This is a genomic window from Pseudomonas sp. SST3 (genome assembly GCF_003325755.1).
The window spans coordinates 193911-210786 of the sequence record NZ_QORI02000007.1 but is presented as its reverse complement, the minus strand read 5'-3'; the positions used below and the strand labels follow the sequence as shown (position 1 = coordinate 210786).

Annotated in this window: 10 protein-coding genes and 1 pseudogene; 1 reads left to right on the top strand and 10 read right to left on the bottom strand. The window is 61.1% G+C overall.

The window, feature by feature from the left end; genetic code table 11:
• Positions 1-12: 12 nt before the first annotated feature.
• Together DQ405_RS09605 and fdhF are read right to left on the bottom strand one after the other, a co-directional pair.
• Entirely contained in the window at positions 13-495 is a 483-nt protein-coding gene (locus DQ405_RS09605) for a DUF1641 domain-containing protein (protein ID WP_168424001.1), read from the bottom strand.
• On the bottom strand, positions 495-3458 hold the full coding sequence (gene fdhF / locus DQ405_RS09600) for a formate dehydrogenase subunit alpha (protein WP_168424000.1): 2964 nt from the start codon (positions 3456-3458) through the stop codon (positions 495-497). The genes DQ405_RS09605 and fdhF overlap by 1 nt, the downstream gene beginning before the upstream one ends.
• Positions 3459-4311: 853 nt before the next feature.
• Between fdhF and DQ405_RS09595 the strand changes: the two genes are divergently transcribed.
• Complete coding sequence (locus DQ405_RS09595; protein WP_274597410.1) at positions 4312-5055, top strand: Crp/Fnr family transcriptional regulator; 744 nt, start codon at positions 4312-4314, stop codon at positions 5053-5055.
• A gap of 84 nt (positions 5056-5139) precedes the next feature.
• Here DQ405_RS09595 and DQ405_RS09590 read toward each other — a convergent pair whose 3' ends face one another.
• From DQ405_RS09590 to DQ405_RS09555, 8 genes and pseudogenes are all read right to left on the bottom strand, one after another.
• Positions 5140-5886, bottom strand: a complete 747-nt coding sequence (locus tag DQ405_RS09590) for a glycosyl transferase family 2 (protein ID WP_174824661.1) — start codon at positions 5884-5886, stop codon at positions 5140-5142.
• Entirely contained in the window at positions 5883-6569 is a 687-nt protein-coding gene (locus DQ405_RS09585) for a DUF2064 domain-containing protein (RefSeq protein ID WP_168423998.1), read from the bottom strand. The genes DQ405_RS09590 and DQ405_RS09585 overlap by 4 nt, the downstream gene beginning before the upstream one ends.
• A gap of 96 nt (positions 6570-6665) precedes the next feature.
• On the bottom strand, positions 6666-8819 hold the full coding sequence (locus DQ405_RS09580; protein WP_168423997.1) for an FAD-dependent oxidoreductase: 2154 nt from the start codon (positions 8817-8819) through the stop codon (positions 6666-6668).
• A gap of 161 nt (positions 8820-8980) precedes the next feature.
• Entirely contained in the window at positions 8981-9958 is a 978-nt protein-coding gene (gene arsS / locus DQ405_RS09575; protein ID WP_168423996.1) for an arsenosugar biosynthesis radical SAM (seleno)protein ArsS, read from the bottom strand.
• Between the two features lie 53 nt (positions 9959-10011).
• Complete coding sequence (locus DQ405_RS09570; protein WP_168423995.1) at positions 10012-10692, bottom strand: haloacid dehalogenase type II; 681 nt, start codon at positions 10690-10692, stop codon at positions 10012-10014.
• A 282-nt stretch (positions 10693-10974) separates the two neighbouring features.
• Positions 10975-12194: pseudogene (locus DQ405_RS09565) on the bottom strand (MFS transporter).
• A gap of 183 nt (positions 12195-12377) precedes the next feature.
• A complete protein-coding gene (locus DQ405_RS09560; protein WP_168423994.1) occupies positions 12378-15461 on the bottom strand; it encodes an error-prone DNA polymerase in 3084 nt (1027 codons plus the stop codon).
• A complete protein-coding gene (locus DQ405_RS09555; RefSeq protein ID WP_168423993.1) occupies positions 15458-16873 on the bottom strand; it encodes a Y-family DNA polymerase in 1416 nt (471 codons plus the stop codon). The genes DQ405_RS09560 and DQ405_RS09555 overlap by 4 nt, the downstream gene beginning before the upstream one ends.
• Positions 16874-16876 lie beyond the last annotated feature (3 nt).

Here is a 16876-nt window from a genome sequence, read left to right as displayed (position 1 = left end):
CGGCGGCGTGCTTCACTGCTCCGTTTGCTTGCCGCTGAATTCGGTGATCGGCTTGTCGACCTCCTTGTCCAGTCCGCTGGCGAACGTCTTGAGCCCTTCGATGATCGGCATCAGTGCGGCCCATAGCTCGTCGTCATGCAGCATCTTGTAGGCGCCGGTTACACCGGGCGCTTCGTCGTGCTTGTCGTCCGGCTTGTATCGTCCGACGGCACCAAAGGCGGCCTGGAAGGCAAACACCATCTTGTAGAACTGCGCCGGCTCGATCCGCGACAGCGCCATGCCGAGGATCGACAAGTTCTGAATGGCATTGAGTGAGCCTTCCTTGCTCACACCGTCGATCAATACCTTGAGCAGGCGGTCGTGTGAGCCGGCCAGGTCGTTTGCCAAGCGCAGCACGCCGCGCTGATGCAGCGTTTCCAACAGGGTGTCGAGTTCTTCCTGTGCGCTGGGGCCAATCGGGGTCGGCTTGACCTCGTAGTTCAATCGTTGGGCCATCAGAATCTCTCCGGGTGCGGGGCTTGGGCGGGCGGCGCGATGTAATCGTCGCGGTACCACTTCACCTCGACAGGCACACCATCGGTCGGCGTGCGCTTGGCATGGCGGAAATTGTTCGGCGGCAGGGGTGGCTCGCCCTTCTTCGGCAACACTTCGAGCTTGACTGCGGTCTCCTTGTAGGCCGGAGTGTTTACGTCGGGGTCGTGGTGCTCTCCGGTGAGCAGGTTGAGGCCCGGCTTGCCCTGGTGAATCGGCATGAACAAGGTTTTGCCAGCGACCCGGTCGGTCACGGTGGCACGCACCTCCACCGAGTCGCGACGCGAGGTGATCTTCACCCATGTGCCGTCCTCGATTCCGCGTTCGGCAGCCAGCTCCGGGCTCACTTCGACGAACCAATTCGGCGCCTGCGACCAGATGCGTGGGCCGCGCCCGGTCTGGTTGGTGCCTTGGAACTGCTCAAGCATGCGGCCGTTGTCGAGCATGATGTCGTATTCGCTGTCGGCGGCTTCCGCCGGTTGTTTCCATTCCAGCGGGAAGAGTACGGCCTTGCCATCGTCGGTGTGGAAGCGCTCGGTATAGAGCAGCGGCGTGGTGCTGCCATCGGTTTGCATCGGCCAGAACAGCGACTGCCAGCCCTCCAGCCGTTCATAGCTGACGCCTTGGAACATGGTGGCGATGCCGGCTACCTCGTCCATGATCTGGCTCGGGTGGGTGTAGCCCCAATCGTGGCCCATTCTGGCGGCGAGGTCGGTGAGAATCTGCCAGTCCGGCCGGCTGTTCCCCAGCGGCGGCAGCACTTGGTAGAAGCGCTGGATACGCCGTTCGGTATTGGTGAAGGTGCCGTCCTTTTCGACCGAGGGTGCGGCCGGCAGCACGACGTCGGCGAACTCGGCGGTGCGGCTCATGAAGATATCCTGCACGACCATGAAATCGAGGCTTTCAAAACCGCTGTGCACGTTCTTGCTATTGGCGTCGGAGAAGGCGGTCTCCTCGCCGATGATGTACATCGCTTTGACGGAGCCCTCGTCGGCGCCTTGGACCATGGTGAAGTTGTCGTTGCCCTTTTCCAGCGGCAGACGGTCCTTCGGCACGCCCCAGGCCTCGGCCCACTTGTCGCGGTTCTTTTCCTCGGTGACCTTCTCGTAACCCGGGTACATGTTCTTCAGGCAGCCGAAGTCACTGGCACCCTGCACGTTGTTGTGGCCGCGCATGGGGTAGCCGCCGGTGCCGGGACGGCCGTAGTTGCCGGTGACCAGCAAGAGATTCGAGAGCGCCGTGCTGGTATCCGAGCCGTGGCTATGCTGGGTGATGCCCATGGCCCAGAGCAGGCAGACCGACTTGGCTTGGCCGATCAGCTCGGCGGCCTCGATCAGCTTGTCCTTGGCAATGCCGGTTACCTCGGCGGCGAAGTCCATGGTGAAGGGCTCGAGCGACTTCTTGTATTCCTCGACCTGATTGACCCGGGCGTCGAGGAACGCCTGGTCCGCGTAACCGTGCTCGAACATATAGCGCGACAGCGCCGAGGCCCAAACCATGTCGGTGCTAGAGTTCGGCCGCAGATGGATGTCGGCGCGCTCGGCCATCTCGTGCTTGCGTGGGTCGAATACCACCCACATCTGTCCACGGTGCTTTTTCTGCGCCTTGAGCTTGGACGCGATTACCGGGTGGTTTTCAGCCAGATTGCTGCCGACGATGACGATCAGCTCGGCCTTTTCCATGTCCTCGATGGTGCCCGAATCGCCCCCGTAGCCGACCGTGCGGAACAGGCCCTTGGTGGCCGGGTTCTGACAGTAGCGCGAGGAGTTATCGACGCTATTGGTACCGATGATCGCGCGGGCAATCTTCTGCGTCAGATAGGCCTCCTCGTTGCTCGCCTTGCTCGAACCGATAAAGCCGATGGCGTCCGGGCCATGGATGTCGCGAATCTGCAGCAGGCGATGCGCGACCAGGTTCAGTGCCTCGTCCCAACTGGCCTCGCGGAACTTACCGTTTTCACGGATCAGTGGAGTGGTCAGGCGTTTTGGGTCGTTGACGAAGTCCCAGGCGAACTTGCCCTTGATACACGTGGAGATCCCGTTGGCCGGTGCGTCGACCACGGGCTGTACCTTGAGGATGTGCCGGCCGCGGGTCCACATCTCGAAGGAGCAGCCGACTCCGCAATAGGTGCACACGGTCTTGGTGCGCTTGATCTCAGGCTGGCGCCAGTGCAGGTCCATTTTCGAGATGGCGGTGATCGGCCGCGCGCCGATGGTCTCCTCGAGCTTTTTGACCATGTCGATCATAGGCCGCTTGATGTCCTGCGGCAGTGCCGTGAAAGGTCCGGCGTCGGGTTGCATGGTCTTTTCCAGTAACGCGTTGCATGGGCAGACGGTGACGCAGTGGCCGCAGCTTACGCAGCTGGAATCGTCGATCGGCTTGCCGCCGTCCCAGAGCACGCGCGGATGCTCCATGCTGAAGTCGATCGATAGCGTCTCGTTGACCTCAACGTTCTGGCACGCCTCGACGCAGCGGCCGCAGAGGATGCACTGGTCGGGATCGTAGGTGTAGAAGGGGTTGGAGTGGTCCTTCTCGTAGGGCTTGCGCTTGAACTCGTAACGCTGGATCGGCGGATTGATCTGCGCATAGGTGTTATGCAGCGTGCAGTCGCCGGTGTTGTGCTCGCATAGGGTGCAATACAGCTCATGCTTGGCTACCAGCCGGTCCATGCCTTCTTCACGCGCGGCACGGGCTTCGGCGATCTGGCTGGTGATCTCCAACCCGTCGCGGGCCTCCAGCGTGCAGCCGCGCACCAGCTCGCCGCCGACCTGTACCCAACAGACGTCGCAGGTTTGCGGCGAGCCGAGTGCCCGGTGATAGCAGACGTGGGGCAGGTCGATGTCATGGCTGGCGAGGAAGTCGACCAGCGGAGTGCCAGCTTCCCCGGTCAGGGCTTTGCCATCGAAATGGATCGTGCAGTCGGTCATCAGGCCTCCGTCGTTGTTATCGGATGGATACGTTCGGCGTCCTGGCCTGGTGCCGGCACGGTCCGGCGTTAGCTTCGGTCCTTTTACCCTTCGCCTGGGAGAGAGGCGGCGGGCGGACCTGTTGTCTTAAGGTGACTGGCTCGGGCCGGAAAACGTTCCCGTACCTCTGTGGACTGGCATGGGCAGGGAATCATCTGATGCTGGGGCGGCGCGGTGTTCTGGCTGGTACTGATGTTTACGCTTTTGCTGACCGATCTGATAACCCGTTCTGGCGTGGACGGCGGTATCTTCGCGCCCGTTCCCTCGCCAATCAGCAGGCAATCAAGGCGAACCCGGCGTTATGTCGAACCGGTGCGAAAAGCGTTCGGCGTCTTCTTCATCTGTCGCTGTTTTGGTTATTGAAGCGAGGAAAGCGCTCATCTCACTGATAGCGCAAAAATATTGATATCAATAGGCATCAGGTTTCATTTTCGGTGAACGCAGCGACGCCATAGGATGCGTGTCGCTGTTGCGGCTTCCAGCTCGCGATTGTTGTGAACACACCTTGGTGGCCGTCTCGAGTTGATTGACCGCAGGCAGAGATGGGTGATTCGAAGGATCGAGGCGTTGGTCGCATCATTCAGCCGACCCGAGATTCGCCAGCCATGAAGCTGTGCTGAACCCGCCAAATCAACAGCAATGATTACGTCGTAAACGCTGAGTCGTTGCATTAGCGATGGTATGAACCGATGCTCAAATCCTGCACTGATCGAAACCTGCCTGGAGCGGGAAGCCGTTGATTAAATTCCCGACGGTCCCTCGATGCCAGCGGTGCGTGAGAGCCAATCAGTGTTTTCCGGCGGCCTTGAATCGCATGGATCTCATCGCTGTGGATCGACTCATAACGCAGGGCCCGGTCCTGGACAAGGGCGATGTGCTAGTCAGTTCCGGCCAGGCAGCCCGATCCCTATACATGGTACGAACCGGCTCCGTGCGCAGTTCGAACGTCGATAGTGATGGTAACGAACGGATATTCGGCTTCGTTCTGGCAGGTGATTTCGTCGGTGCCTCTGCACTGTATGACGGTAATTTCAGCGACACAGTGACTGCGATGCAAACCACTACCGTCTGCGACATTTCCATCGATGCACTGAAGCAAATCAGCGCGAGCAGCCCTGCGCTGAACCATTTCTTGCTGCGGATTCTCAGCCGGGAATTGCTGTATAGCCGGCAAGCTCGGCTGCGGTTGGCGGCTCCCCGATCGAGAACACGAGTCGCTCGATTCATCGTGCATCTCATGGCGCAACTGACGGCGCGAAACCTATCCGCAACTCGCATACGGCTGCCAATGGCGAGGCGGGAATTGGCCAATCACCTGGGGTTGGCGGTCGAGTCCGTATCGCGAGCGCTCTCGGGCTTCCGGTCTAAAGGGATTCTCGAGGTCAGCGGACGGGAAATGATCATCCGCTCACCTGAGCGTCTTTACCGTATAGCGGACGAGAGCCTTTTCAACCGAGCACCCGATAGCGACGAAACCCTTTGTGGGCAAGGCTTACCGGACGCGCATCGCCACGGAGAGCTCGAAAACAGAGGCATTCGAATGGCGGCGAACGGATAAACACCCGACTGTCTATTCGTATCGAATGACGCGACTGGGTCAGGCCGCTGAGTGCAACTGGCATCCACAGTCTCAGCGATGTCATCACCGTTCTTCCGGCGTGTCCTCACCGGTTGCTTCGCTGCTCGGTGTGTTTTTTCCGGTGTACAGCCGCGCAAGTGTGAAGGGGGAAATGTTGAGCATGAAACCCAAGGCCAGCAGGCGGTTGCGCCAAGTGCGACGCCACCAGCCATCGCGCTTCCAGCGGCGCGAGCTGACCCGCAGCCCGTGCTCGATTCGGTAAAACTGCCCATGGCCCCGCAACCCCCGCACCAGCGGCACCTCCTCGAAGAGCGGCCAAGGTGCGTGCTGCCCGACAGCGAAGTAGGCCGCGCGCCTGGCGAAAATGCCTTGGTCGCCGTAGGGCACACCCACCTGATTGCGCCAGGCCACCAGCCGCTCGATCATTCGAGCTTGCCAGTCGTGCGTGTCGCTGAAGCGGAAGGCGAAATAGCCACCGCTGGCGCCACCCTCGATGGCGCATCGAACCGCGGCCAATGGCTGGCCTTCCAGATGGGCATCGGCATGCAGAAACCAGAGCACGTTGTGCTCAGCCAGCGCGGCGCCCTGACGCAGCTGCTCGCCGCGCGACGGCGCTGCGGGTGACCAGAGCGCGTCGAGGTGCTGGCATAACCTATGGCAATGCTCGCTGGTGGCCGCATCGACAACGATGATTTGCAGCGGGACACCATCCTCTGCTTCCGCCCGGCGCAGTTGCAGAAGCAAACGTTCGAGGTGGGATTCGTCCTTCCAGCAAGGGATGATCACGCTGATCTGAAAAGAATGAGTCATAGCGGCGTTACACCGCGTCGGCTCAGCGCCTGCAAGAAGTGGCGGCGGGCGACGCGGGGATCGCCCGCCAGTTGCAGCTGGGCAAGTGATAAGTCCGCTTGCTCATCAATGTCGAACGACTCTCCACAGCAAGCGACCGAGTGACCTGCGCTGCGGCAGATATCCGCAAGCGCCGGGCCAAGGCTGGCGGTGCTCCAGGGTAGCGCGGCCAGATTTGGCCAGGGCCGGTTCGAGGCCATCAGCACCACGCCGCCGTCCCGCGCACCGAGCAGTACCGTATCGATTTCGTCCAATGCTGCACGCACACGTTGATAGTCTCTGGGCGTCAGGGCTGGCGCGTCACTGCCGATGAACACCAGTCGTTGATGACCTTGCTCGCGCAAGGCCTTGTCCAGCGCATTCAACCGTTCACCGAGGTTGCCGGTGCCTTGCGCTATACAGATGGCTTGTGGCGCCTGCGCATGGGCCCAATCACAGGCCCCACCGTGATCCGGCGAGATGATGGTCGCGCCGGGCCATGCATCGAGATCTTCCAGCGCGCAATCAAGGAGTCGCTCGGCAATACGCAATGCCTGTTCCGCACCAATCTGGGCCGCCAGACGCTGCTTACCGTGACCGAGGGCGGGTCGTTTGCACACCAGCACCAGAGTGGGATGATTCGATACGTTCTGTTCGATAGTCATTGAGCAGGCTCAGTAAGATCGAGGCGAGGTTAGAACAAGGTGCGGCACGGTTCGATGGCGGCATCCGCTGGCGCCCGTCTTTAGCTTGGCACCGTTCTATCGAGGCGCAGATCGGAGTCGCCAGCGATGGAAGCGGGCCAGCCAGCGCAGCGCCCTGGCTGGCGCATGAGCGCGCTTCCATTCTCCTGCGGCATATTTGTTGGCCTCGGCGAGGGTCGGGTAAATGTGGATGGTGCCCAGGATTTTGTTGAGACCCAGGCCGTACTTCATGGCGGTAACGTATTCGGTGATCAGGTCGCCGGCATGGGCGCCGACGATCGTGGCGCCGAGGATGCGGTCTTTGCCCGGTACGGTCAGCACCTTGACGAAGCCATGCGCGGTCTCGTCGGCGATGGCTCGATCGAGCTCATCCATGCCGAAGCGGGTGACTTCATAGGCGATGCCCTGAGTCGTGGCTTCCTGCTCGTTGAGACCCACATGCGCGACCTCTGGATCGGTAAAGGTGGCCCAGGGGATAACCCTGTAATCCACCTTGAAGCGTTTGAAACCGCCGAACAACCCGTTCACCGCGCCATACCAGGCCTGGTGTGCGGAAACATGGGTGAATTGGAAGGGGCCGGTCACATCACCCACGGCGAAGATGTTGGGGAAGCGCGTTGCCAGGTATTCATCGGACGCCAGGGTGCCATCGTCTCGGACCTCCAGATTCAGCTCCTGCGCACCGAAACCTGTGGCGTTAGCGGCGCGCCCCAAGGCCAGCAACACCTGGTCGAAAGGCAAGGCAACTTCGGTATCGCCGGCAAGATCGGCGCAGATGAGCTGCCGCTGACCGTCGATCAGCTCGAAACGCACCGCGTTGTGTTGAAGCCGTACGTCCACGCCATCGGCGCGCAAACCAGCCAGGACGGCGGCACTGGCGTCAGCGTCCTCCCTGGGTAACAGACGCTCATTGCGTTGAACCAGAGTGACTGCGCACCCGAGACGCTGGAACGCCTGTGCCAGCTCGCAGCCGATCGGGCCGCCGCCGAGTACCAGCAGGTGTTTCGGCTGCTCGCGCAGTGCCCAGACGGTATCGGAGGTCAGCGGTTCGACCTGCTCGATACCCGGAATTTTCGGTATTTTCGGACGGGCGCCGGTGGCGACCACAATGGCGCGGGTGCTGAGGCGCTGGCCATTGACCTCGACCGTCCATGGGGAGGTGATCCGGGCCTCGCCCTCGATGATTTCTACCCCTAGCTTGGTGTATCGCTCGATCGAGTCGTGTGGCTCCACCGTGGCCACCACACGCTGGATACGCTCCATGACTGCGGCGAAATCCACCGCGCCGCCGACTGGCGCGAAGCCAAGTTGGTCGGCTTTCTTCAACTCCTGGGCGAATTTGGCGGAGCGGATCAGGGCCTTGGACGGGACGCAGCCGGTGTTCAGGCAATCGCCACCCATCTTGTGCTTCTCGATCAGGGTGACCTTGGCGTTTACTGCCGCGGCGATATAGGCACTGACTAACCCGCCGGAACCGGCGCCGATAACGATCAGGTTGCGGTCGAAGTGACGAGGTTTGCTCCAGCCGGCGTAAACCTTCCGCGCCTTGAACCAGCCCAGCGCCTTGCGCGACAACAAGGGCAGCAGGCCCAGCAGAACGAAGGCGCCGATCAGCCCCGGCGAAAATATTCCGCCTAACGAATTCAGCTGCCCGAGTTCGCGCCCGGCATTCACATACACCAGCGTGCCAGGCAGCATGCCAAGTTGGCTGACCCACCAGAACGTGCGCACCGGCAGTTTCGTCAGGCCCATGGCTAGGTTGATAAGGAAAAACGGAAACACCGGCACCAGACGCAATGCAAACAGGTAGGTGGCGCCTTCACGAGCGATACCCGTGTTGATCCCGGCCAGGCGCTGCTTGAAGCGCGCCTGCACCCAATCGCGCAACAAATAGCGGCTGATCAGCATGGCGAGGGTGGCACCCAACGTAGACGCAAAAGACGCGAGCAGGGTGCCGCTAATCAGGCCAAACAATGCGCCACCCACGAGCGTCATCAGGGCCGCGCCTGGCAGAGAAAGCGCGGTGACCAGGACATAGATAGCAAAGAAGGTACTGCCCGCGAGCCACGGATGGGCCGTCACCTGGGCGTCAAGGGCCGCTTGCTGCGCTTTCAGGTTGGTGAGGCTGAGATATTGACTGATGTCGAAGACAAAGAAGCCGGCAAGCAGCACGATCATCAAGACCAGCAATGCGAGTTTACGGCTATTCATCCGAATCGATCTCCAGTGGCACATCGCTCGAAGCCACCAAGCATGGCCTGTTCGAGCTGATCGGCGCAGGCAAAGCAAATGCGTGCGCGATAGGCCCGTAGACGACCAGAAACCCCCAGAAGAAAAGCCCGGTCGCATCGCTGGTATGCATGTGAATATCCCTATTCGACCAGACTGCCGCCGCAACTTGATCCTTGCCCGGCGGTGCAGGCATAGCAGTGGTCACGAGTCGCGATAGGGTTGCCCACCAGATTCGTCGTCTCGAGCAGGTTGCGTAGATGTGCCCGGTCGCGGCCAATCAGGCCATCAAGCGCCATAGGTAGTTCGAGCATGTGATTGAAATCGCAGTCGTACAGGTAGCCCTGCCAGTCAACGCTGATCAGGCTGCGGCACATCACTGCGTCGAGGTTCGCCGGTCGATAGCTGTCGCGCAGCAACTGCATGTAGGTGCTGAACTGGCCCTTGCTGACCAGGGTACTGCCGAAGCGGGCGATGGGTTGGTTGGTAATGGTCAGCAAATGGTTGAAGCGGATGCCGAAGTCCTGCGCAAGATGCGCTTTGTAATCCGCTTCGAGTTGGGCTTGGGCTGGTGGCAGGCTGGGCCCCTGCGGGTTGTACACAAGGTTAAGGACCAATCCGCTGTCGTCTGCGCCGTAGCCGAGCCGGTTGAGTTGGCGCAGCCCCGAGATACTGGCCTCGAACACGCCATCGCCACGCTGTTTGTCGACGTTTTCCTGTGAATAGCAGGGCAATGAGGCAGTGACCTCAACGCCCTGATCGGCGAGAAATACCGCTAGGTCCTCGTATCCCGGCTCGCTCAATATCGTCAGATTGCAGCGATCGATTACCCGCAGCCTTTCACGCCGTGCGTGGGCGACGATCTCACGAAAGCGCGGATGCATTTCCGGCGCGCCGCCGGTCAGATCCAGCGTGCGCACCGGATGCGCATCAATCACCCGATGCAGCAGGGCCAGACTGTCATCGGTCATGGCCTCGGTGCGCGTGGGGCCGGCGTTCACGTGGCAATGCAGACAACGCTGATTGCAGCGGTAAGTCAGATTGACCTGCAGGGCCTCGAGTGTGCCCCGGCGGATCGGAGGAAACTCCAGAGCATTCAGGAGGGGAAGCATGGCATGCATGGCGATGATGCTCTTCGGATAGATGTTTGTTGGAGTCGTTATCCGGGCCGCTGTTACAGACTGAATTCGCGCAGGTGACTTGCGAGTCCGTTGAGGCTTTCCAGCGTGACATCCGGCTCGATCCCCCAAGGGTCGAACTGAACGCTTGGATCGCGGCGTAGCCATGCGGTCTTCATGCCAGCGTGCGCTGCTCCCAGCACGTCGAATGGATTCCCCGAGACCAGGCAGATCCGTTCGGCAGGTTCCTCGCAGACCTTTGACAGATGAGCATAAACCTCTGGTGCTGGCTTGAAGGAGCGCACGGCTTCGACACTCACGACCGCCGTGAAGGCATCGGCAATACCGGCCTGTTGCAGTAGACGGTCCACTGCGTCCTGACTGCCGTTGGAGAAGGCATAGAGGGCGAATCCGCTACCGCTTAGCTGCTGCAGGCTGGCCTGGACATCCGGGAAGGCATCCAGCTCGCTGTAGGCGAGCATCAACTGCTCGATAGTTGTCTGGTCCAATGTGTGCCCGTGCTCCCGGCATGCGTAAACCAACGCGTCCCGAGTGCAGACAGAAAAATCGCGGTAATCGCGCATCAGGCCCCTGCGGAAACTGTATTCCAGCTGCTTTTGACGCCACAGCCGCGATATAGCAGGCGCCGGTTCACCGAACAGCTTAGTCAACTTGCCCAACACCGCCTGGGTGTCGATGAGTGTTCCATAGACGTCAAACGCCAGCGCATTAATCATGGGTCGAACTCCTTTTGGTCATAGTCGAGGGGAGGTGGAAGGGTTCCTTGCGGCCGGGTACGGCGAGCGGCAAATCCTTGAAATAGTGCTTAGGCTCGCGGTCAAGACATTCAGCAACTATTCCAACCATCTGTTCCACACGCCTGTGGATGACATGTTCGCTGATCGAGCCTGGAAGCAGGGCTGATCGATCTGTTGAAGCAGCATCAGGGCAGGGCTCGGGACACGGCAGCGTAGGAACGGCAGCCTTGCCTGGACCGGAGCGTTCAGGCATGTGCTGCGTCAGTTGCGTTTGGTCTCGGTAGACGGCAGGAAGATCGTGAGCATGCCCAGCAGCGGCATGAACGAGCACAGTAGGTAGACGTATTCAATTCCGCGCAGGTCAGCCAAATGACCCAGTGCTGCTGCTGCGATCCCGCTGAAACCGAACATCAATCCGAAGAACACACCGGCGATCATCCCGACGTTGCCGGGTACGAGTTCCTGTGCGTAGACAACGATGGCCGAGAAGGCAGAGGCCAGGATGAAGCCGATAATCACGCTGAATACGCTCGTCCAGAACAGGTCGAGATAAGGCATTGCCAACGTGAAAGGTGCCGCACCAAGGATCGAAAACCAGATCACGGCCTTGCGTCCGATTCTGTCGCCGATCGGCCCGCCGAAAAAGGTTCCGGCTGCCACGGCGCCTAAGAACAGAAACAGGTGCAGTTGAGAACTGGCAACGGAAAGGTCGAACTTCTCGATCAGGTAGAACGTGAAATAGTTGGTGATACTCGCCATGTAGATGTATTTGGAGAGCACCAGCAGAGCGAGGACGCTCAGCGCTGCTGTGACTTGCCGGCGGGAAAGCCCGTGGGTGGGTTGGGCTCCCGCCTTTTTCTTGTAAGTGTTCAAGTGGCCGCGATACCACTGACTCAGCCTGTATTGCACACCGATGGCAAACAGCCCGAACAGGCCAAACCACAAGATGTTGCTCTGACCAAAGGGCACGATGATGGCGGCTGCCAGTAAGGGTCCGATAGCCGTGCCTGCGTTTCCGCCGACTTGGAATGTCGATTGAGCCAAGCCAAAGCGCCCCCCGAAGCCAGGCGAGCCACACGCGATGTTTCGGGGTGGAAGGTGGATGAGCCAATGCCGATCAGCGCCGCTGCCATGAGTATGGACGGGAACGTGTCCACGGCACTTAGCAGCAGGATGCCGATCAAGGTACAAACCGCACCGGTTGGCAACAGAAAGGGTTTGGGGTGCCGGTCGGTATAGAGGCCAATCCAGGGTTGCAGCAGCGAGGCGGTCGCCTGGAACGTCAAGGTGATCAAGCCTACCTGGGTGAAGGTCAGGCCATACTCGGCCTTGATCAGCGGATAGATCGCCGGCAGGACAGCCTGAATCAGGTCATTGATCAGGTGGGCGAGAGCGCAGGAAAGGATGATGCCCATCGCCAATGGACTGGCTGTAGCGTCGCCGGAAAGTGGTGCTGCAGCCTGGACACTGGATGTCGCCATTGATAGACACCTGATCTGTGTGAGTTTGAAGCCTGGGTACCAGTACGACCAAAATCCATAGGATATGAGACGCAGCGTTCTACCGATATTGGCGTTTTCTATATTGGGAGAACAGCAGTAATCAACTACCCGAGTGATTGCGGATTCAGCAGGCTGTATCGCCCTCGATCGTGCGTGCGGGATTTATTGGAAGTCCCGACTGCGTATATCCAGCCCGGTCAGCAGAGGCGTGAGGTCGTTCAGGCGCCCGGCGATGACGTGACGTACGCCGTTCGCTGATTCCAGATGGCCGTCGATCCGCAGCAGCTGCGATTGAATCAGCACCCTTCGCTGGCGCTCGGCCAGATCGCGCCAGACCACTACGTTAATCATGCCGAACTCATCTTCCAGGGTAACGAAAATCACACCGCTGGCGGTCTGTGGGCGCTGGCGACCGATCACCAGGCCGGCAACGCTGACTGGGCGGCCATGCTCTAACTCGGTCAGGTTGCGCGAGCTGCGACAGCGCAGGCCCCTGAGATGATCGCGTAGCAGGGCCAGCGGGTGCGGACCAAGTGTGGTGCCGAGGATCGCGTAGTCGGTCAGGAGATCTTCACCTGCTGAGGGAAGGGGCAGGGGCACAGGTGCTTCCTGTGGTGCAAGTTGCTCAGCGAACAACGGCAACTGTGGCTCGACCCCGGCCACTGCCCAGCGTGCCTGATGACGATGCCCGGCGAGGCCGTGCAGCGCGCCGGCATCGGCCAGCCGTTCGCGGGCACGGGTATCCAGCCCGGCGCGGAGACACAGGTCATCGACGGCAACGAATGGTTGAATCTGACGTGCTGCTTCGATGCGCCGCGCATCCTCTTCGCGAAAGCCGCGTACCAGGCGTAGGCCCAGGCGGATCGAAGGTTGCTCGTTGCCGGTCGGCTCAAGGCTGCAATCCCAGTCGCTGTGGTGGACATCCACGGGACGGATTTCCAAGCCATGGCGGCGGGCGTCCTGGAGAATTTGATCGGGATTGTAGAAACCCATCGGCCAACTATTGATCAATGCGCAGGCGTAGGCGGCTGGTTCGTGGCATTTCAGCCAGCAACTGGCATAGGTGAGCAAGGCGAAGCTGGCGGCGTGGGATTCGGGAAAGCCATAGCTGCCGAACCCTTTGATCTGCTCGAAGATGCGTGCGATGAAGTCCGCCTCATAACCCTTGGCGAGCATGCGCTCGGTCAGGCGCTTGCGATGGTGCTCCAGGCCGCCATGACGCTTCCAGGCGGCCATGGACCGGCGCAGTTCGTCGGCTTCGCCGGGGGTGTATTCGGCGGCAATGATGGCCAGTTCCATCACTTGCTCCTGAAACAAAGGCACACCAAGGGTGCGTTCGAAGACGGGTATCAGTTCGTCGGATGGGTAATCCACGGGTTCTTCTTTATTACGTCGGCGCAAGTAGGGATGAACCATGTCGCCCTGAATCGGCCCCGGCCGCACGATGGCGACCTGTATCACCAAATCGTAAAAGGTCTTGGGGCGCAACCGCGGAAGCATGGCCATCTGCGCCCGCGACTCGATCTGGAACACGCCAACCGTATCGGCGCGGCTGATCATGTCGTAGGTCGGGCGGTCTTCCTGCGGCAGCGTGGCGATGGTCCAGCGTGTACCGCGATAGCGTTCGATCAGGTTGAAACAGCGGCGCAGAGCGCTGAGCATGCCAAGTGCGAGGACATCGACCTTGAGCAGACCGACCAGGTCGAGGTCGTCCTTGTCCCACTGAATCACTGTGCGCTCGGCCATGCTGGCATTTTCCACCGGCACCAAGGTTTCCAGGGAGTGCTCGGAGATGACGAAGCCACCGGGATGCTGTGAAAGGTGACGAGGAAAGCCAATCAGCTCGCCGGTCAACACCAACACCCGGCGCAGCACGGGGCTGCTCGGGTCGAAACCGGCTTCACGCAAGCGCTCGTCGTCGGGAATCCGGTCGCTCCAGCGTCCGCAACAATCGGCCAGTGCATTGACCTGGTCTGGCGGCAGGCCGAGTGCCTTGGCTACGTCGCGCAAGGCACCCGTGGCGTGGTAAGTGCTGGCCACGGCAGTCAGTGCGGCGCGAGTGCGGCCATAACGGCGAAACACATACTGAATGACTTCCTCGCGGCGTTCGTGCTCGAAGTCGACATCGATGTCCGGTGGCTCGTTGCGTTCGCGGGAGAGAAAGCGTTCGAACAACAGCCGGCTGCCTGTACGCATGGGATCGAGTTCGGTGATGCCCAGTACGAAGCACACCGTGGAGTTGGCAGCCGAGCCGCGACCCTGGCAGAGAATCCCCTGCTTACGGGCCCAGCGGACGAGGTCATGAACGGTAAGAAAGTAACTTTCGTACTTTAATTCGGCGATCAGTTGCAGCTCATGTTCGATCTGTGTACGAACCTTTACCGTTACGCCTGCTGGCCAGCGCCAGCGAGCACCTTCCTCGACCCGTTCGCGCAGCCAGGAGGTGGCGCTGTGGCCCGCAGGTACCAGTTCATGCGGGTAGTGGTATTCCAACTGGCTGAGATCGAACCGACAGCGCTCGGCGATGCGCAGCGTTTCGGCGAGCAGTTCGGGTGGGTACAGCTGGGTCAGTTCCTCGTTTCGGCGCAGATGGCGTTCGCCGTTAGGGAATAGATAGCGTCCGGCCTCCGCCACCGGCAGGTGATGCCGGATCGCGGTCATGCAGTCTTGCAGGGCACGGCGTCCGCGAGCATGCATATGCACATCGCCGCAGGCCACTGCGGGTATGTTCAGGCGTGTGGCCAATGTCTGGCATTGGCGCAGGCGCAGCGTATCGTCCGGTCCTCGATGCAGCTCGATGCCCAACCAGAGGCGCTCTGGAAAGCGCTCGCGTAGCCAGCGGCCCTCGTCGTCGGCATCAGGCTGGTGGGTAATCCAGATGGCTAGCAGTCCATCCAGCGGCTCGCTCAGGTCTTCAGTGAGAAGCTGATAGCGACCTTTCTCGGCGCGGCGTCGGGCGCGGGTGATCAGCCGGCACAGGGTCTGATAGCCAGCGAGGTCTTCTACCAGCAGGACCAGTTTTGGTCCGTCTTCGATCTGGATTTCGCTACCGATAATCAGTGGCAGGCCAATATCCTTCGAGGCCTGCCAGGCCCGTACGATGCCGGCCAGCGTGCATTCATCGGTAATGGCCAGAGCCTGATAGCCGAGGCGTGCGGCGCGCTCGAAGAGTTCGCGGGCACTGGAGGCGCCCCGCTGGAAACTGAAGTTGGACAGGCAATGCAGTTCGGCGTAGCCGGCCATCATGCGAACCAGCCGTGCAACAACAGCGGGCCTCCATCCGTGATCTGACGAAAAGCCCAGCCGCGCTGGCCATTGCGGGTTTCCACCAGGTAATAGTCACGGCGCACATCGCGACCGTCCCACCACCCGGATTCGATTCGCTCGGGGCCGGCGAGAACGCGAAGGGAGGCTTCGTGCAGTGGTTTCGACTCGGCCAGAAGCCACCCGGGGCGAGGACCGGCACCCGTAGGAAGCTCATTCTGAGCTGCATGCTGCGTCTGCCATGCGCACTCGGGACGGTGATCGGCTCGAGCGCCGAGCCCTTGCACGGCGTCGTCACCCAGGCGGGCCCGCAAGCGCTCGCGCAGTTGTTCCCAAGGCAATGATTGCTGTGGGCGCTCGTCGAACAGTTCACGATGCTCTGGGACGAAGGCCGGCAGCTCGCGCGCGACCAGGCGCACCGCCAGTACCGGTGCCGGCAGCTGCAGTTGCTCCAGGCGGCCACGGGTCAGCTCGAACAGCATGGCCGGATCCCGTTCGGCGCTGAGCAGGCCGACCGGCATCTGGCTGTCGGCCAGGTTGCGGTGCTCCAGAAGCAAAGTGAAGCGCTGCACACCGCTGTCACGGCCGGCCAGGTATGCGGCGAGATCGGCGGTCAGGCGGCGCAGCGGAAACAGCAGTGCCTGATTCGACTCGACCTCGAAATTCAACTCAATTCGAGCATCGAAGCGGTCTGGCGGCCGATAGAAATCCAATGCCAAAGGACGATGCTCAAACAGAGTGTCGAGGTGTCTCAATACTTCTGCGGGGAAGCGCCGCGCCAAGCCATCGCGGGGCAGGGCGAGGACCTGCTTCAGTGTTCGCAGACCCATGCGGACAAAAGCGGTCGCCACTTCACGCGGCAGCCCGATGCGTTCTATCGGCAGTGGACCCAGCACGCACCGCAATGTCTCGGAATCCATCACCGCCAGGCCGTCATGTACGTTAGCCAGGATACGCGCGGCGGCCGGGTTGGGCGCCAGGGTGATGCGATGGCCAAAGCCCAGCGTGGTGAGTTCCTCGCGCAGACGCGCCTCCAGGCGAGGCCAGGGGCCGAACAGGCCGAGGCTGGATTGCACTTCCAGTAGCAGACAACGCGGGTAATGCAGGCTGACTTGCGAACTGAAACCGTAGGCCCAGGCCGCGAGGAATTGCTGCCAGCGCTCGATCGAGGCCAGGTCATAGTCGGCAGTGGCGAAGCCGCGAGTCAGCGCCTGGGCGGCGATCAAAGATTGCCCCGGCCTGAGGCCGAGAGACCGTGCGGCCGGATTAACCGCCTGCAACACGCGACGTTGTGGTGTTCCACTCAAGAGCGCCAGTGGCGCCCCGGCATTGGTGCGGTTGCGCAGCACACCATCCATGGCCAGTTGCGGTAGCAGGATGCAGACCCAGAGCATGGC

Excerpts from the sequence above, each read along its gene's own strand:
- DQ405_RS09570 (WP_168423995.1), bottom strand. The coding sequence starts at position 10,692 with ATGATTAATGCGCTGGCGTTTGACGTCTATGGAACACTCATCGACACC.
- DQ405_RS09560 (WP_168423994.1), bottom strand. The coding sequence starts at position 15,461 with ATGATGGCCGGCTACGCCGAACTGCATTGCCTGTCCAACTTCAGTTTC.
- DQ405_RS09595 (WP_274597410.1), top strand. The coding sequence starts at position 4,312 with ATGGATCTCATCGCTGTGGATCGACTCATAACGCAGGGCCCGGTCCTG.
- DQ405_RS09605 (WP_168424001.1), bottom strand. The coding sequence starts at position 495 with ATGGCCCAACGATTGAACTACGAGGTCAAGCCGACCCCGATTGGCCCC.
- arsS (WP_168423996.1), bottom strand. The coding sequence starts at position 9,958 with ATGCATGCCATGCTTCCCCTCCTGAATGCTCTGGAGTTTCCTCCGATC.
- DQ405_RS09585 (WP_168423998.1), bottom strand. The coding sequence starts at position 6,569 with ATGACTATCGAACAGAACGTATCGAATCATCCCACTCTGGTGCTGGTG.
- fdhF (WP_168424000.1), bottom strand. The coding sequence starts at position 3,458 with ATGACCGACTGCACGATCCATTTCGATGGCAAAGCCCTGACCGGGGAA.
- DQ405_RS09580 (WP_168423997.1), bottom strand. The coding sequence starts at position 8,819 with ATGAATAGCCGTAAACTCGCATTGCTGGTCTTGATGATCGTGCTGCTT.
- DQ405_RS09555 (WP_168423993.1), bottom strand. The coding sequence starts at position 16,873 with ATGCTCTGGGTCTGCATCCTGCTACCGCAACTGGCCATGGATGGTGTG.
- DQ405_RS09590 (WP_174824661.1), bottom strand. The coding sequence starts at position 5,886 with ATGACTCATTCTTTTCAGATCAGCGTGATCATCCCTTGCTGGAAGGAC.